General features: G+C 70.2%; 17 protein-coding genes. 9 read left to right on the plus strand and 8 right to left on the minus strand.

The features are described 5' to 3' along the window. Positions 1-295 precede the first annotated feature (295 nt). From BGP79_RS09180 to BGP79_RS16610, 5 genes are all read left to right on the plus strand, one after another. Entirely contained in the window at positions 296-1,618 is a 1,323-nt protein-coding gene (locus BGP79_RS09180; protein WP_076694841.1) for a ParB/RepB/Spo0J family partition protein, read from the plus strand. Between the two features lie 451 nt (positions 1,619-2,069). Further along, positions 2,070-3,101, plus strand: a complete 1,032-nt coding sequence (locus tag BGP79_RS09185) for a DUF4192 family protein (RefSeq protein WP_076694843.1) — start codon at positions 2,070-2,072, stop codon at positions 3,099-3,101. Between the two features lie 455 nt (positions 3,102-3,556). Continuing rightward, entirely contained in the window at positions 3,557-3,925 is a 369-nt protein-coding gene (locus tag BGP79_RS09190) for a DUF6573 family protein (RefSeq protein WP_076694844.1), read from the plus strand. A 65-nt stretch (positions 3,926-3,990) separates the two neighbouring features. Continuing rightward, positions 3,991-4,287: a hypothetical protein gene (locus tag BGP79_RS09195; protein WP_076694846.1), complete on the plus strand. Its 297-nt coding sequence runs from the start codon at positions 3,991-3,993 to the stop codon at positions 4,285-4,287. Between the two features lie 20 nt (positions 4,288-4,307). Then, the gene (locus tag BGP79_RS16610) at positions 4,308-4,454 is read left to right on the plus strand and encodes a hypothetical protein (RefSeq protein WP_158067169.1); all 147 of its coding nucleotides are present in this window, start codon (positions 4,308-4,310) and stop codon (positions 4,452-4,454) included. 271 nt (positions 4,455-4,725) lie between these two features. Here BGP79_RS16610 and BGP79_RS09200 read toward each other — a convergent pair whose 3' ends face one another. From BGP79_RS09200 to BGP79_RS09210, 3 genes are all read right to left on the minus strand, one after another. After that, entirely contained in the window at positions 4,726-5,181 is a 456-nt protein-coding gene (locus BGP79_RS09200; protein ID WP_076694847.1) for a hypothetical protein, read from the minus strand. Between the two features lie 467 nt (positions 5,182-5,648). Continuing rightward, a complete protein-coding gene (locus BGP79_RS09205) occupies positions 5,649-6,041 on the minus strand; it encodes a PIN domain-containing protein (RefSeq protein WP_198928459.1) in 393 nt (130 codons plus the stop codon). Beyond that, entirely contained in the window at positions 6,038-6,295 is a 258-nt protein-coding gene (locus BGP79_RS09210) for a type II toxin-antitoxin system Phd/YefM family antitoxin (RefSeq protein ID WP_076694849.1), read from the minus strand. The genes BGP79_RS09205 and BGP79_RS09210 overlap by 4 nt, the downstream gene beginning before the upstream one ends. Before the next feature lie 89 nt (positions 6,296-6,384). Here BGP79_RS09210 and BGP79_RS09215 point away from each other — a divergent pair, with 89 nt between their 5' ends. Continuing rightward, positions 6,385-6,738 carry a VOC family protein gene (locus BGP79_RS09215; RefSeq protein ID WP_076694851.1) on the plus strand — a complete coding sequence of 118 codons (354 nt, stop codon included), beginning with the start codon at positions 6,385-6,387 and terminating at the stop codon, positions 6,736-6,738. Here BGP79_RS09215 and BGP79_RS09220 read toward each other — a convergent pair. The 4 genes from BGP79_RS09220 to BGP79_RS09235 form a co-directional block, all read right to left on the minus strand. Beyond that, positions 6,692-7,360 carry an alpha/beta fold hydrolase gene (locus BGP79_RS09220; protein ID WP_076694853.1) on the minus strand — a complete coding sequence of 223 codons (669 nt, stop codon included), beginning with the start codon at positions 7,358-7,360 and terminating at the stop codon, positions 6,692-6,694. The genes BGP79_RS09215 and BGP79_RS09220 overlap by 47 nt on opposite strands. 6 nt (positions 7,361-7,366) lie before the next feature. Beyond that, positions 7,367-8,293, minus strand: coding sequence for a carbohydrate ABC transporter permease (locus BGP79_RS09225; RefSeq protein WP_083701754.1), 927 nt, complete (start codon positions 8,291-8,293; stop codon positions 7,367-7,369). 58 nt (positions 8,294-8,351) lie between these two features. Then, on the minus strand, positions 8,352-9,308 hold the full coding sequence (locus tag BGP79_RS09230) for a carbohydrate ABC transporter permease (protein WP_083701755.1): 957 nt from the start codon (positions 9,306-9,308) through the stop codon (positions 8,352-8,354). Positions 9,309-9,380: 72 nt separating this feature from the next. After that, on the minus strand, positions 9,381-10,718 hold the full coding sequence (locus BGP79_RS09235) for a sugar ABC transporter substrate-binding protein (RefSeq protein ID WP_076694857.1): 1,338 nt from the start codon (positions 10,716-10,718) through the stop codon (positions 9,381-9,383). Between the two features lie 141 nt (positions 10,719-10,859). Here BGP79_RS09235 and BGP79_RS09240 point away from each other — a divergent pair, with 141 nt between their 5' ends. Both BGP79_RS09240 and BGP79_RS09245 read left to right on the plus strand, forming a co-directional pair. Next, positions 10,860-11,498 (plus strand): maleylpyruvate isomerase family mycothiol-dependent enzyme, encoded by a 639-nt coding sequence (locus tag BGP79_RS09240; RefSeq protein ID WP_076694858.1) that lies wholly within the window; start codon positions 10,860-10,862, stop codon positions 11,496-11,498. 13 nt (positions 11,499-11,511) lie between these two features. Beyond that, complete coding sequence (locus BGP79_RS09245; protein WP_076694860.1) at positions 11,512-11,919, plus strand: VOC family protein; 408 nt, start codon at positions 11,512-11,514, stop codon at positions 11,917-11,919. 27 nt (positions 11,920-11,946) lie between these two features. Here the strand turns inward: BGP79_RS09245 and BGP79_RS09250 are convergent, their stop codons facing one another. Next, entirely contained in the window at positions 11,947-13,644 is a 1,698-nt protein-coding gene (locus BGP79_RS09250; RefSeq protein WP_076694861.1) for a thiamine pyrophosphate-binding protein, read from the minus strand. 438 nt (positions 13,645-14,082) lie between these two features. Between BGP79_RS09250 and BGP79_RS09255 the strand changes: the two genes are divergently transcribed. Continuing rightward, complete coding sequence (locus tag BGP79_RS09255) at positions 14,083-16,479, plus strand: CAP domain-containing protein (protein WP_076694863.1); 2,397 nt, start codon at positions 14,083-14,085, stop codon at positions 16,477-16,479. Positions 16,480-16,515: the final 36 nt, after the last annotated feature.

The raw sequence follows: 16,515 nt of genomic DNA on the forward strand, positions 1-16,515 counted from the left end.
CCGCCCCGGTCGCCTGGCTCTTCTTGTGGTGTGCCTGCTGTCCTGCGGATTTTCGTGGCCGCTCCACCCCGGTCAAGCCCTTCCGCTGGCGCTCCGGGGCCGGCTCCTGCCGAGATTCTGCCGACGCGCTCCTTCGTCGCTCACATCGCCGGTAGATTCTCTCCTCCCGCCGCCCTTCGGGTGGACCGGGGCTCCGTCGGCCGCCGCTCGGCAAGCTCGCCAGCAGGCATACAACGACGGGGGAGAGGGACGCCGCTGGCTCCGGTCCCAGCCCCCACTCGCCAAGGAGCACGACATGTCCGAGAACCCCACCCAGAGCACCACGACGCCCGCGCTCGTCGAGCTGGACCCGTCCACGCTGACTGTGGACACCAACGTCCGCGCCGACGCGGGGTTGACGCCCGCGTTCGTCGCCTCCGTCAGGGAGCACGGCGTGCTCGTGCCGGTGGTCGCCCACCGGGGCGAGGACGGGACGGTGAAGGTGCTGATGGGCCAGCGGCGCACTCTTGCCGCCGTCGAGGCCGGACAGGCCACCATCCCGGTGCATCTGGTCGCCACCCCGGAAGAGGCGGATCGGCTGGCCAGGCAGGTTGTGGAGAACGACCAGCGGACCGGGCTGACCGAGACGGATCGTGCGGAGGCGATCCACCAGCTGAGCCTGCTCGGGGTGTCCCCGACCCGGATCGCCAAGCGGATCGGCGTCGCCAAGACCACCGTCGAGACGACGCTGGCTGTGAAGGCCAACGCGACCGCCACGGAGGCGCTGGCCACGGGACTGACCGTCGATCAGGCCCTCGTCCTCGCGCAGTTCGACGGCGACGTCGAGGCGCAGGAGCAGTTGACCGCTGTTGCCCTCCGGTCCCCGGAGTCGCTGGCGCACGAGGCGTCCCGGTTGAAGGCGTCCCGTGAGCGTGCCGCGCTCGTGGCGACCGCGCAGGCCACGGCGACGGAGCGGGGTCTGACGATTCTGGACCGCAACCCCGCCGCGTGGGGCTACGACGGGGACGCGGTTGCGGTGGCCGAGCTGGCGAAGCCGTCCCCGACCGGGCCGGTCGCCCTGACCGAGGACGACGCGAACGCCGTCTACGTCGGCACCGACTGGTCCGGGGAGGTCGTGCACTCCTACGCGGTGCTGGACTGGAAGTCCTGCGGCTACAGCCGCCGCCGCACCAGCGGCGACTACGGGGCTGCCGGGGGCGGGATGACCGAGGAGCAGAAGGCCGAACGCCGGGCCGTGGTGGAGAACAACCGCGCCATGGAAGCCGCCCAAGTCGTCCGCCGCGAGTTCGTGTCCACCCTGCTCTCCCGCAAGACCCCGCCCAAAGACGCGGCCCGATTCATCGCCGCCCGCATCACCGGGCACCCCTACCAGGTCGGCCACAACATCGTCGAGTCGATCCGGATGGCCAAGGGCGACGACGGCCCCGCGTGGGCCGCGAAGCGAACCACCGACCCGACGATGGTGGCCCTCGCCGCGGTGATCGGGTGCATCGAGGCCGACATGGATCGCGGCTCGTGGCGGAACCGGCCCTCCGGGGCGGGGGAGTACCTGACCGCCCTGATCAGCTGGGGATACACGCCCGCCGACGTCGAACGACTCATGGCCGACACCAAGTAGCCGCAGCGGGTGGTGGGTCCGGTCGAGCGGCCGGGTCCACCACCAGGGCGTGCCTGCCCCGGCGTGAAGCGTGCCGGGGCCGGGGCCCGGTCCTCGCACGCTCGAACCGGGAAGCGGTCCTCGCTGCGCTCGGGCGAATGAGTCACCGCCGCCGGCCTGTCGCAAGCTCCGGCACGTCGTCGGTGCCCCCTTGTTTTTCCGGCTGTCCTTCGGATTATCGCGGCCGCTCCAAGCGGTTCAAGCCCCTCCTTCGTCGGGGCCGGCTCCTCCGAGATTCTGCCGACGCGCTCCTGCGTCGCTCACATCGCCGGCAGATTCTCTCCCCCGCCGCCCTACGGGTTGACCCGCTTTCCGTCGGCCGCAGCTCGCATGCTCGCCAGCCGGAAAAACAAATGGGAGAGAGGGACGCGGCTGGTTCCGTCCCAGCCCCGACTCGCCAAAGGAGCACGACATGACCAAGCCCATCACCGTCCGCACCCACGCCGACCTGCTCGCCCTGATGGAACTGACCTCCGGGCGTCGCCCGACCGACTCGCTGCTGGTCCAGGGGATGACCGGGCACGGGACCGAGTTGGGTCCGAGTCTGCGGCTGGATCTGCCTCAGTACGTCGAGGACGAGAACACCGTCCGAGCGTTCGCCCTGTTCGTGGTGGACACGATCACCACCGGCGGCCCGCTGGACCGGCTGATGGTCGCCCTCTACAGCGAAGACGTGGACCGGTTCGGCGGCCTGACCGACGCCGTCACCGAAGCGGTCAACTCGGAGGGCATCGACCTGTTCCGCCTGTTCCACTGCACCCCCGCCGCGCGGCGCACCATCGTCCCGGACCTGGGCGTGTGGTCGATGTGGTCCGAGGTGACCGGCAGTACCGCCGGGATCACCGCTCGCGTCGAGCACGGGGCAGCGGAGCGGGACCCGGTCAGCGCCCCGGCCTACGAGGGCCCGACCGTGCAGGGGGCACGGATCGGCCGGGCCGCACGGTCCTTGACCGCCCCACCGAACGCGGACGAGGACCACGAGGACGTACAGGCCGCCCGGTCCCTGCTCGCCGACCTGCTGGCCGCCGAGACGATCGACGCGGAAGCCGCCGCCCGGTTCGCGGCCTACACCGAGCGGGCCGCGCTGCGGGACTGGCTGATGGCCGACGCGTTCGGTGGCACCCGCGGGCAGGACCTCGCCACCGCGTGGGCGTTGCTCATGGAGGGTCAGACCCGCCCGGACTGGGAGCGCGTCGACGCGGCCGAGGCTGTGATCCTGCAGGCGCTCAAGCTCACCCCGGCCAGTCACCGGGCGGGCCTGTTCGCCGTCCTCGCCACGTTCGCGTGGGCCAAGGGTGCCGGGACGGACGCGGCCGCGTGGGCCGATCTGGCCCGGCAGGCCGACCCGACCCACGAGCTGGCTCGCCTCGTCGCCAAGGCCTGCGACAGCGGCACCGTCCTCCGGGTCGCCCAGAACCGGGCCACCGCCTACCGGCGCGGCTGAGCCCCCCGCTGGTGGTGGGTCCGGTCACCGGCCGGGCTCACCACCTAGGGCGGCTGGCCCCGGCCAACAGCACGCCGGGGCCAGGGCACCGGTCCTCGCGCGCTCGGACCGGCACGCGGGCCTCGCTGCGCTCGGACTGTCCCGCCCCGCCGCCGGCCTCCGCTGGCGCTGCACCCGTCGACGGGAACCCCGTTTGTCCGGCTGTCCTGGCGGATTATCGCGGCCGCTCCAAGCCGGTCAAGCCCCTCCGGGGCCGGCTCCGCCACGATCCGGCACGACGCGCTCCTGCGTCGCTCCCATCGCCGCACCGGATCGTTCCCCCGCCGCCCTTGCGGGTTGACCGGCTTTCCGTCGGCCGCAGCTCGCAAGCTCGCCAGCCGGAAAAACGATGGGGAAGAGCAAGGGCCGGGCGGCTGGTACCGGACCGTTCCCCACCTCGCCAAGGAGAGAAGACCATGACCGACAACCCATTCGACAACGCCGAGATCATCCACTCCTACACCCGGGCCCAGGCCCTCGCCGACGGTGTCCTCATCGACATCACCGAGTACGCCCAGCGGTTCGGTTTCGCCTACCCCGTGGCCGTCACCCGTGCCGTGTGGATCGGGGTGATCCGTGAGACCAGCGGCGCCGCCCAGGAGCTGAACATCCGGATGCTCCTCAACGAAGCCGTCGAGCAGGCCCGCACCGGCCCGCGTGGTGACCGCCGCGCCTTCACCTACACCAAGCCCGCCACCGGGGAAACCTTCCCCATCGTGATGCGCTGCGGACCCGGCGACACCCCCGCCCCGGTCATCACCCTGATGGATCCCCTCGACGACTAGACCACCGCTGGGCCGCCCGAGAGGGCGGCCCAGCCCCACCGGCGGACCCGCGACGAAGAAGGTTCATGATGCGCGCGCACCAGCTCACCATCGAACACACCCCCGGCACGGGAACGACCATCACCGGGGACGACATCACCGACCAGGACGTCGTCGACGTCCTCACCGCCGGCGGCTGGTCTCACGCCGGCCCCACGGCCTGGTCCGCCGGCACCAGCGCGCCCGGCGGTGCTCCCGTGTTCCTGATCGAGACCACCGCCGCACGGATCCGCGCGACCGGGCACACCGTCACCGTGCACATCGAAGACGACGATCAGGCCGGCATCATCCGCCACCCCGCTCGAGCCCAGGCGACTGTCTGACGCACTCGGTACAGTGGGGTATGAGCGCTGACCTGATCCAACCCATGACACCGGTCGCCATCATCGAACACACCCCGCTCGAGGACGCGATCGCCCATCACGACACCAACGGACCAGGCATCGACTCCGTCGTCGACCTGATATACCCCCCGGCCAACCTCGACTGATGAGCACCACCCCTAGATTTCCTTTGGCGAGGAAAACAGAGAGGGCCGGCACAGGTAACACTGTGCCGGCCCTCTCGCATTTCCCGGGTCACCGCTTGTCTGCCGGTCATGACGCTGAATCGCAATACTGATCGCGGCAACGGTGACATCACTACGGTGCGCCGGTAAGGATCGACGATCGCCGCACTCGCCTGACTGCGGTTACTAAGACTGCTAGTAGCCCCGCCGGTGTTAGCTACGCGCGGGAGCGGCGCGCGTCGTCGACCAGGAGTTACACGCGGCAGTAGTTGGCGGAGTACGCCCAGTTCTGCGTGCGCGTGTCCCAGATCTTGGTGCTGCCGCACATCCGCTCCGTGACACCGGCGCGGATGTACATGGTCCAGTGCAGCGCGGCCCAGTCGTCGGACTTCGAGTACTTCCGGTTCGGGCTGGTCGGCTGGTTCTGGAAGATGAGGCTCTGCATGGTGGTCACCTGACCGTTCGCCGTCCAGGCCCGGATCCAGTTGGCCTGACAGCTGTCCGACCAACGCATCTGCGAGTAGCCGACCACCCGGCCGTCCGTCGCGATGACCGGTTCAGCGGCGCCGATGTTGATGTTGCGCGTGCAGGTGACCGGGTTGCCGTCGAACACTCCGGTGTCGGCGGCCTGGGCCGGCATCGCGGTGGCGACGAGGCCGGCGCAGGCGACGACGGCGGAAATGGCGACGCGACGGGCGGTCCTACTCATGCGGTGCGTTGTGCTACTCATGGTAATCGCTCCTAGAAAGTCGATGGGACGCTTCATCTTCGCCTCCATTCAGCACTATCGTCCAGGCGCAAATGGGTAACTAACTTGTCACGGCCGAGTAGGATTGTCCATACAAGACGGGCTGTCTGAAGAGAAAGTTGGGTTAATCTAAGGGATTCCCCTCTAGCGCCAGAAGACTCAATAGTTTGATCCACCGCGATATGGTGAAAATTGGCACTCTTTGCGTAACGAGCTAGCGAATGCGGGTCCTCGTTGCCGAAGATTGAGGTCTCGGTCAGGTAAAGGCGCACGGCACAAGATGGAGGCGGTGGGCCGGGGCCGCTCAAGAGATGACTAAGGACTCGACGCGCGTGTAACAGCGCGGAGCGCGCGCTCATTCAGGTTCTCGAAGTATCAGGATGACATAACGTCGGTTATCGGCGTTCAGCAGAGTGCCGAAGATCCGCTCAGACCCGGATGACGGCGGGACCGCCGACCTCCTCGATGGAGTCGAAGTCATCGTCCTGAGTGACCACGGCGAGTCCGTTGGCTGCGGCCACCGCGGCGATCCAGAGGTCGTTGACCTTTGCCCGACGGCCCGCATCTGCGAGCCGAACTCGCAGGTCGGCCCAGTGACGTGCGGCGACGGCGGTGATCGCCAACGGCTCCACCACGGACGCCGCCTGCAGGGTGGCCAGCCGCCGTGCGCGGGTTTCCGTGTCGGACGCGGCCAGTACGCCGGCGTGTAATTCACCGATCGTGATGACACAGATGGCCGACTGCTCCGGAATGGCATTGACGTCCAGGAGCCGGCCGGACTCGCTGGCGATCAGGACGCTGGTGTCCAGCAGGGCGGTCACAGTGCCCCCAGATCGTCCGTCGTCTCCCCCGCCAGCTCCGCCAGGTCCGCGGTCAGTCCGGGATCGGCCCGGTTCGTGGTCAGGAGATCCAGGACGTCGGCACGGGTGAGGAACACCGGCCGGTCGGTCCGCACCGGGGTGATCTCCGCCACCGGGCGGCCATGCACCGTGATCGTGACCCGGTCGCCGTCAGCCACCTGGCGCAGCACGTCGGCCGTGTGATTCCGCAGATCTCGGGATGCGATCGTCGGCATGCGCGCAATCGTAGCACTTCTGCCACACGGCGGAAGATGTCCAGGAACAACCGCTCGTCGCGACTGCACGTCACTGGCACACTGAGGCCATGGAACACGTCCTCGGCATCGGCGGCTACTTCGTTCGCGCGCGGGACCCCGAGGCGCTGACCGCCTGGTACCGCGACGTCCTCGGTATGGAGTTCGACGAGTACGGCCAGTGGAACCCGGCGGCCGGGCCCACGGTGTTCGCCGCCTTCCCCGCCGACACCGACTACCTCGGCTCCCCCAGCCAGCAGGCCATGCTCAACCTCCGGGTCCGCGACCTGGACGCGATGCTCGCCCAGCTGCGGGAGAAAGGCGCCGACGTCGCCGACGAGACGCAGGAGATGGACGGCGTCGGCCGGTTCGGCTGGGTCACCGACCCGGAGGGTCGCCGGATCGAGCTGTGGCAACCCGCCTGAGCCAGTCCTGCACCAGGGCGGCCAGGACGCCGGGCTGCTCGTGCGGCAGCGCATGCCCGGCGCCGTCGAGCACCGCCAGGGTCGCCCCCGGGTAGACCTCGAGCAGCTCCACCGTCGCCGCCCAGCCGACCGTCGCGTCCTGGCGCCCGGCAACCAGCAGCACCGGACCGGCACAGGTCTCCCCCGCCGGTGTCGTCAGCTCCCAGCGTTGCCCGATGCGCTCCATCGCGGCCGCATCCACCAGTGCGGCCGCCGGCGCGACGAACTGCTCGTATCGGGCCAGCATCGCCGGCGTCTGCACCACGAAGTAGTCACGGAACTCCGCGTCACCGAGCGCGTTGTCGGCGATCACCGGCACGTGGGCGGGCACGTCGTGCGTGCTGGGAAGCAAGGGACAGACCAGAGCCAGGCCGGCAACGCGGCTGGTGATCCGATGCGCCAGGGCCTGTGCGTAGTACGCGCCGGCCGAGTGCCCGACGAGCAGGACGTCGTCGGCATCGGCGATCGACGGCGGCGCGGGCGTGCGTCCGATGCCCGGCAGGTCCGGATAGATCCGACGCCGCCAGCCCGGGATCGAAGCAGGGCGCGCGCCTCGACCAGCGTCAGGACGACGCGGCGGGATCGAGCCTCAGCGGATGCCGGCCCGGGAGAAGCCCTGGACGAAGTACCGTTGGAACAGCAGGAACAGAAGCACCATTGGGATCACCGAGATCAGGGCCAGCGCCATGATCGAGTTGTAGTCCGGGGTCGTCTGGTTCTTCAGGTACAGCATCCCGATCGGCAGGGTGAACAGCTCGTTGTCCTTGAGCGCGATCAGCGGCCACGCGAAGTCGTTCCACGCCCCGAGGAACGTCAGCAGCGTCAGCACGGCGATCAGCGGCCGGCTCAACGGCAACACCACCTGCAGGAAGATCCGCAGCCGCCCGGCGCCGTCGACCAGCGCCGCCTCGATCAGCTCCTCCGGGATGGAGAGGAAGAACTGGCGCGCCAGGAAGATGCCGAACGCCGCGGCGGCCGCCGGCAGGATGACGCCCCAGAAGGTGCCGAAGATCCCGAGGCCGGAGATCAACCGGAACTGGGCCACCATGATCGCCTGCACCGGGATCATCATGGTCGCGAGGCACAGCAGGAAGATGGCCGAACGGCCGCGGAACGGCAGCCGCGCGAACGCGTACCCGGCGAGCAGGTTGACCGCCACGGTCACCACCGTGACGATCACCCCGATCACGAGGGAATTCCCGAACCAGGTGACCACCGGGTAGTCCGCGAGGATCCCGGCGAAGTTCTCGAACGTGAACGTGCTCGGCCACAGGTGCAGCCCGGGTTCGAACACCTCGCCGCGCGGCGAGAAGGCCACCACGAGCATCCAGTACAGCGGGAAGATCACGATGACGGCGACCACCGCCGCGATCAGCACCCGCCACGCGACACCGCGTCGGGCTTCCGACGGCGGGCGCCGCCGCCGCTCCGTCGCCGCCTCGGTGTCCTGCGCGTCGTCGACGGCGACCTGCGCGACCGTCGCCTGCACGGCGCCGTCGGCCGCTCCTGCCGTCATGGTCTTCTCCTGCCGACGTTCGTTCGCTCGGACGGGCGCTCGGCGATCCGCGCGCCCATCACTCCACCAGGTCCCGGCTGCGACTGGACAGCCACTGGATCACCGTGAAGGCCAGGGTGATGATCAGGATGACGATGCCGATCGCCGCGCCGTAGCTCTGCTCCCGGATCTGGAAGCCGTTGCGGTAGGCGTAGGTGACCAGCACGGAGGTGGCGTTGCCCGGTCCCCCGCCCGTCATGACGAAGATGACGTCGAACACCTGGAACGAGGCGATCACGTTCATCACCAGCAGGAAGAAGGTGGACGGCCCCACCAGCGGCACGGTGACCGAACGGAACTGCTGCCAGCGCGTGGCCCCGTCGATCCGCGCCGCCTCGTACAGCTGCGGGGAGATCGACTGGAGCCCGGCCAGGTAGATGATCATGTTGAAGCCCAGGCGCAGCCAGATCGAGACGACGATGACCGAGAACATGGCCGGGACGGGCGCGGACTGCCACGACACCGTCGGCAGCCCTGCCGCCGTGAGGATCTTGTTGATCAATCCGTTGGACTGGTAGAACATGATCGTCGCGATCAGGCCGGACGCGACGCCCGAGATCACCATGGGCAGCACGATGATGGTGCGGAACACCGTCCGGCCCGGCAGCACCGAGTTGAACAGCACCGCCAGCCCCAGTCCTCCGGCGATCTCCACCGGCACGGTGCAGACGGTGAACACCAGCGTGTTCCACGCGCTCTGCCAGAACACGGCGTCGCTGAGCATCTGCGTGTAGTTGGCGATTCCCGCCCACGTGGGCGTCCCGAAGCCGCGCGAGTGCTGGAACGAGAGCACCGCGGCCCAGATGATGGGGACGAAGAGGAACGCGACCAGCAGCACCAGGTTGGGCCCGAGGAAGGTCCAGCCGGCCAGCTGGGCGCTCAGCCGGCGGCCCACGTGTCGTCCGCCGGGCTGCCGTCGGCTGACGCGCTCGGGGACCACGACGGCGGTGCGCCGCTCCCCTGCCAGCGCGCTCATGCGACCGGGCTCACGACGTCACGCCCACGCCGGGGCGCGGCCGCGTGCGCCGGTGGCCGCGCCGACCGGCGATCACTTGTCGGCCGCCTTCTGGATGGCGGAGGTGAGCTTGTCGAGGGTGTCCTGCGTCGACTGGTTGCCGACGAACGCGGCGTCGAGCTGGTCCTGCAGCGCCGTGTTGGCGGCGGCCATCACCGGGGAGGTGATCTGCTTGACGTCGCTGGGCTGGATGGTGGCCGCCTGGTCGACGAACACCGGCATCACGTCCGGCCGCACCTTGTAGGTGACCTTGCTGCCGGCCAGGTCGGTGCGGGTCGGCAGCTCGTTGGTGGCCCCGCAGAACGCGGCCATGTTGTCGGGCTGGACGAGGAACTTCAGGAACGCCGCGGCCAGCTGCGGGTTCTTGGTCGCCTTCGTCGCGACCACCGCGTTGCCACCCAGGTCGGTCGCCGCGCGCTTGTCCTTCGGCATCGGCACGACGGTCCACTTGAACTTGGCGAGGTTGTTCATGTCCGGGATGAGGAACGAGCCGAGGAAGGCCATGGCGGTCGTTCCCTCGGTGAACAGGGAGTCGGCGTAGGTCGGGGACTTGATCGAGCTCGTGGGCGGCACCCACTTCTTGGCGAAGAAGCTCTTCGTCAGATCCAGCGCCCGCCGGCCCTCGTCCGAGTTGACGGCCGGGGTCTTCTGGTCGTCCTGCAGCAGCTTGCCGTCGGCCTGGAACAGCCAGCTCAGCCAGCGGGTGGCTCCGGCCAGCTGCCAGTTGTCGACGAACGGGTACTTGTTGGCCGGCAGGTTCGCGCGCAGCTTGGTGGCCACGGCCTGGAACTCGTCCCACGTCCACGCGTCGTCCTGCGTCTTCGGCAGGGACGCCGGGTCGATGCCCGCCTTCTGCAGCATGTCGGTGTTGACGGCGAGGGCCGAGACGTCGGTCTGGTGCGGCACGCCGTAGGGCTTGCCGTCGTGGGAGACCGCCTCCCACATGGCCGGGGTGAACTGCTTGCTCTCGTCCGCGGAGAACGAGCTGGAGACGTCCAGCAGCTGGTCCTGGCTCGAGTAGACGCCGAGGTTGCCGTAGTCGACCCGGAAGACGTCCGGCGCGTCGCCGGACGAGAGCTGGGCGTCGATGTTGGAGAACATCTGCTCGTAGGGCACCACGTTGAGCTTGATGGTCGTGCCGGGGTGCTCCCCCTGGAACTTCTTGACCAGGGATTCGAAGGACGTCTGCTCCGCTTTACTGGCCCAGGTGGTGAAGGTGATGTTGCCCGTCGGCGTCCCACCGCTCGACGCCCCTCCTCCCCCCGCGTCGTTGCCGCCGCCTCCCCCGCCGAAGCCGGCGCAACCGGCGAGCGAGAGTGATGCGGCGACGGTGATACTGACGGTGGCGGCGATCCTGCGCAGAGTGGACATCGACGGCCTTCCTGAATGCGGCCCCGCTGCATCGGCGCCGTCGTTGGCCTCAGACTACGTCTCGATTATCGAGATTCAAATCATGCTGACCATCGAGTCCACGGCCGACTGGATCGTATGCCTCAACGCTAGGCTCGGGCCATGGCTGCCTCCCCTGATCTGATCGCCCTCGCCCACGACGAGCGCACCGACCTGCTGGCACTCCTGCGCACCCTGACCCCGGAGCAGTGGCAGGCACCGACGCTGTGCGCCGGGTGGACCGTGCGCGACGTCGTCGCCCACGTGATCTCCTTCGACGGGCTCTCCCCCGTCGGCCTGCTCGGCACGATCGCGCGCGGTCGCCTCTCCTTCCCGCGGATGAACGACGTCGCCCTGCACCGGTACGCGGGACACCAGCCGGCCCAGCTGATCGACCTGCTCGCCCGCCGGCTCACCCCGCGGGGCATCACGGCCACCTTCGGTGGGGCGGTCGGTCTGACGGACGCCCTCATCCACCACCAGGACATCCGCCGGCCGCTCGGCCTGCCGCGCGACGTGCCCGCGGAGCGGACGGTCCCGGCGCTGGACTTCGCGCTGACCGCGCCCACGCTGCCGTCGCGGCGGCACGTCGAGGATCTGCGCCTGATCGCCACCGACGCCAACTGGGCGCACGGCTCGACCACGGCGCCCCGCATCGACGGTCCGGCCGAGGCGCTGCTGCTGGCGGTCGCGGGCCGGCCGGCTGCGCTCTCCGACCTGACCGGGCCCGGCGTCGCCGTCCTCACGGCGCGACGCGGCTGACCGGTTCCCGCCCGTGAACCCGCTCCACCACGTCGAACTGTGGACCGATGACCTGACGGCGGCCGAGCCGTCCTTCGGGTGGCTGCTGCCCGCGCTCGGCTTCGCCGCGGATCACGACCCGGACTGGCCGCGCGGCCGGATCTGGCGCCACGAGTCCGGCGTCTACCTCGTGCTCGAGCAGTCGCCGGACGTGACCGGCCCCCACGATCGACTCCGCGCCGGGCTCAACCACCTGGCCTTCCGCATCGCCGACCGGCCGGCGCTCGACGCGCTGCGCCGGGAGGCCGGCGAGCACGGGTGGCACGAGCTGTTCGCCGACCGGTACCCGCACGCCGGCGGCCCGGACCACACCGCCCTGTTCCTCGAGAACGGCCAGGGCGTCGAAGTGGAGATCGTGGCGGAGGGACCGGACAGCGGATAGCCGGCCGGAATGGGCCCGCAGCCGCGTTCAGGCCTCCGCGAGGGCGCCGGCCGCGTCCGTCGACGCCGGGTCCCCCGGCTTCGGCGCCTTCAGCGTCGCCTCGATGATCTCGAGGATGTAGGGGGCGACGACGTCGCGGGAGATCCGCAGGTCCGCGACGAAGGTGCCGCGCGCTCCGCCGGCCACCCAGGCCTCGACCGCGTCGAGGTCCGCGAAGGTCCGCACGACCGCCGACTCGCAGCCCAGGCCGGCCGCGACGTGCGCGAAGTCCACCTCGTCGATCAGCATGATGCCCTGGTCGAGCCCCTGCGAGCCGTACTGGTGCACCTCCGCGCCGTACGCGGCGTCGTTGAAGACGAGCACGAGGGCGCTGGCCGCGGTCCGCGCCAGGGAGTCGAGGTCCGGCAGCCCCATCAGGCCACCGCCGTCGCCGGTCACGACGACCACCGTCGCGTCCGGCCGGCCGGCAGCCACACCGGGAGCCGACGGCAGGCCGAGCCCGATGGACTGGAAGGCGGTCCCGACGAGCGTGATGCTGTCCGCGGCGGGCAGCTGCAGGTAGGCGTTCGCCCAGCCGATGAAGTGACCGCCGTCGGAGACGACGACCCGGTCCGCCGGCAACACCTCGTCCAGGCGCCGCATCACGCTGCGCGGATCGAGCCGGCCGTCGGGCGCGGCCTGCTCCCCCGGTTCCCGGTCGAAGGTGAGCCGTCCGTCCCGGGCGGCCTCCGCGGCGCCGCCCCACGGCTGCGCCGGCTGCTGCCCGGGGCCGAGCTCGTCGAGCAGCGCCCGCACGACGACCTGCGCGTCACCGCGGACGACGTCGGTCACCGCCGCGTGCAGCGCGTGGTCGGCGAGGTCCACCTGCACCACCCGGGCGTCGGCGGCGAAGGCCTGACCGAAGGCGGTGGTGAACTGGTTGAGGCCGGCGCCGACGACCAGCACCACGTCGGCCGCGCGGATCAGTTCCGCCGAGCGCGTGGAGGCGAAGCCACCGGCGACGCCGAGGTCGTACGCCCGGCCGGCGAAGGTCCCCCGGGCGGGGGCGCTCGACGCGGTCAGAGCACCGAGGCGGTCGGCGAGGGTCCCGAGGTCCCCGCCGGCGGCCTTCGCCCCGCGCCCGGCGAGGATCAGCGGACGCGCGGCCCCCTCGAGCAGCTCCGCGATGCGCGCGACGACGGCATCCTCCGGCGGCGACGGCGGGAGCAGGAACGGCAGCGCGGCGACGTCCTCACTCTCGTCGCTGGGGGCGTTGACCAGGTCGTACGGCAGGGCGAGCACCACGGGGACGCGGTGCGCCCGGGCGTGATGCAGGGCCTGCACCGCGATGCGGCCGGGTGCCTCGGCGTCGAGCGTGAAGGTCGGGACGCCGACGGCGGCCGCGAGGGCGGTCTGGTCCACGTCCCACGGGCGCTGCCCCGTGGTGGGCGCGGCGCCGGTGACGAGGACGAGCGGGGTGCGGGCCTGGGCGGCCTCGGCGAGGGACGTCATCGCGTTCGTGAAACCGGGCCCGTAGGTCGTCGTCGCGACGGCGATCCGCCCCGACACCCGGTGGTAGGCGTCCGCCGAAGCGACGGTGGCGGTCTCGTGACGCACCGCGGTGATCCGCATGTCCGTCGTGCGCAGGGCGTCGAGGAACCAGGCGTTGCCGTTGCCCATCAGCGCGAAGGCCTGGTCGACGTGGTCGGCGAGGACGGTGGCAAGACGTGCGGACACGGAGGTCATGAGGGCGGCTTTCTGTGGTCGAGTCGGGGTGGAGCACGATCGTCGGGTGCTCGGTCCATCACCACCGTAGCCACTCGCGAGCGGCCCGCTCCGCTCGAGTCGGCTCGTCGGGATGTCGGAACGCGGGCCTCCCCGAGTGCTGTTCGGCGACCGGGTGGCGTCGCCGCCCCCGACGGCGTCGACGTCACCCGGTCGGACACGCCGTCCGACCTGCGGCTGAGTACTACCGGGGAAGGCCCTGATGATGCATGATGAGGGCGCGACACGCGGCCACCGACTGGGGGAGGTCGGCGGTCCGTGACGAGAAAGCGACAACCCATCATTATCCGGTCTCACTCCACTGCGGTCCGTGCTGCCCTGGCCACGGCCCTCGCCCTGGCGCTCGGCGCCGGCGGGCTGGCTACCGCACCCACCGCCTCGGCAGCTCCAGCCCGCAACATGACGTACACCACGACGACGGCCACCCTGGACACCGCGACCGGGCCGATCACCGGCCCGTCGGCGGCCTATAAGCAGCAGGTCACCGACCTCTTCAACGGCATCAACGCCTTCCGCGCCTCCAGGGGGCTGCCGAAGGTCAAGCTCGGTGCCGCCGCCGGGGCGGTCGCCCAGGACGGCATCACGACCGCCTCGCAGATGGAGTTCCCGGACGAGAACCCGTACGCCGGCACGGATCCGCGGGTGGTGGGCCAGGTCGACGCGCACGCGGAGAATCTGGGCCTGTGGCGGACCACGTCCGGTCAGGACGCCGTCGACATCTGGGCGGCCTACTCGGGTACCACCGCGCACATGTCGGACGCTTCCTCCAATGTCGTCGGCATCGGCTACACGACCAGTCCCGGCTTCACGTCCCTGGCGATGGCCGACTTCTACACGTACAGGAATCTCCCGACCAACGTCTTCGACACCCCGGAGGAGTACTTCGCCTACCTTGCCGAGCCGGAGATGACGATCGGCACGGCGTCCATCGACGGCAAGCCGCAGGCCCGGATGACCCTGACGGCGACGATCTCGCCGACAGAGTGGGACACCCCTGCCCTCCTGACCTACCAGTGGTACCGCAACCGGACCCCGATCGCCGGGGCGGTCGGCCCGTCCTACACGCTCGGGGACGCCGATGTCGCCCAGACCGTTCAGCTCCGCATCACGGCCGTCGCCCCGGGCTATCGGCCCGTTGACCTGAACCTGTCCAGCCCGCCGATCGCCCCAGGTCAGCCCGTCGCCACGAACTGGGAGACCATCGGCGGCAACCAGCAGGCCGGAAGCACGCTCACCGCTCCGATCGCGGACTGGTCTCCCACCGAGGTCGTCGTCACCTACCAGTGGATGCGGGACGGCGTGGACGTGGACGGCGCCACCGACTCCAGCTACCGGCTCACCACCGCTGACGTCGACCATCGCATCAGCGTCCGCCAGACCGGCATCTACGGCGACCTCGCGAAGGCGTACACCTCCAGCCCGACCGCACCCATCCTTCCTCCCGAGGTGGTCGGTCACACGGTGGACCCCACCGTCACCGGGGACCTGACCGTCGGCAGGACCGTGACCGTCGATCCGGGTACGTGGGAGACCGGCACGACCTTCGCCTACCAGTGGTACGGGTCGACGAAGGGCACCCCCATCGACGGGGCGACCGGCGCCTCGTACACCTTGACCAGCAGTGACGTCGGCGGTGTCATCGGCGTCCGCATCACCGCGTCGAAGCTCGACAGGCTCTCCGCCACCGTCACCGCCGACAGCACCGGCATCGTCAAGCCCGTCGCCCTGGTGTGGAACACCCGCACGCCCGCCATCATCGGTGACACGACCGGGCTCGGGACCCTGCGGGCGGACGGTGGGGACTGGCCGACCACCGTGAGTCTGCGCTATCAGTGGTATCTCGACGGAGTGAAGTCCGGTCCTGCGACCACGCAGGCGGAACGCCAGACCACCAGTGCCGATCTGGGGCACCGGCTCATGGTCGAGGTCACCGCCCTGGACGGCTACTCCGCGGTCACCGAGCGGTCCGCGACCACCGCCCCGCTCGGACCCGTCATCGTCCCCACGCCGACTCCGACTCCGACACCGGTTCCGACCCCGACGCCGGTCCCGACTCCGACGCCGACCCCGGTTCCGGCGCCGCCGGCCGTGCCGACGCTGCGTGGCAGCGACGTGATCGCCGTCGACCCGTCTGGTGCGCTGTGGAACTACCACCAGCACACCACCGCTCGCACCCTGATCAGCAACGGCTGGCAGAGCGCGACCACCGTCGTGAACACCGACTGGAACGCCGACGGCGTGCCCGACATCGTCGCCCAGTGGAACAACGGCGAGATGCGGCTCTACCGGGGCAACCGGACGGGCGGATTCACCATGAGCGTCATCGGACGGGGTTGGCAGCCCATGACCGTCGCCGTCGGCAGGGTCACGCCCGGCGCCACTCGCCCGTCCATCGTCGCCCGATCCAACACCACCGGCGTCCTCTACCGGTACGACAACCCGGCCGGCGGCGCCATCCGGAGCGGGGTCAAGATCGGGACCGGATGGAACGGGTACGGCTTCGTCATCGCCGACTGGGGCAACGACGGTACCCCCGACCTGCTCGCTCGCAACAGCCGCGGTCAGATGCTCGTCTATCGCACCGACGGGCGCGGGGCCATCCTCAGCCAGACCCGTCCCGTGGTGGGCTCCGGGTGGGGCGGGTACGCCTACTACGCACACAGCCTCAACGGCCGCAACGTCGTCCTCGGGATCGACCCGGCCGGCGGTCAGTGGGCCTACCCGCTGCAGACCGGTGGCGGCTTCGGCGCCCGCACCTGGATCGGCAGCGGCTGGCGGTTCTTCATGATCGGCTGAGCCACCGCAGCCACCCCTACCGCTGGCCGGTCACCC

This window comes from Tersicoccus sp. Bi-70 (assembly GCF_001968825.1).
Classification (GTDB): Bacteria; Actinomycetota; Actinomycetes; order Actinomycetales; family Micrococcaceae; genus Tersicoccus.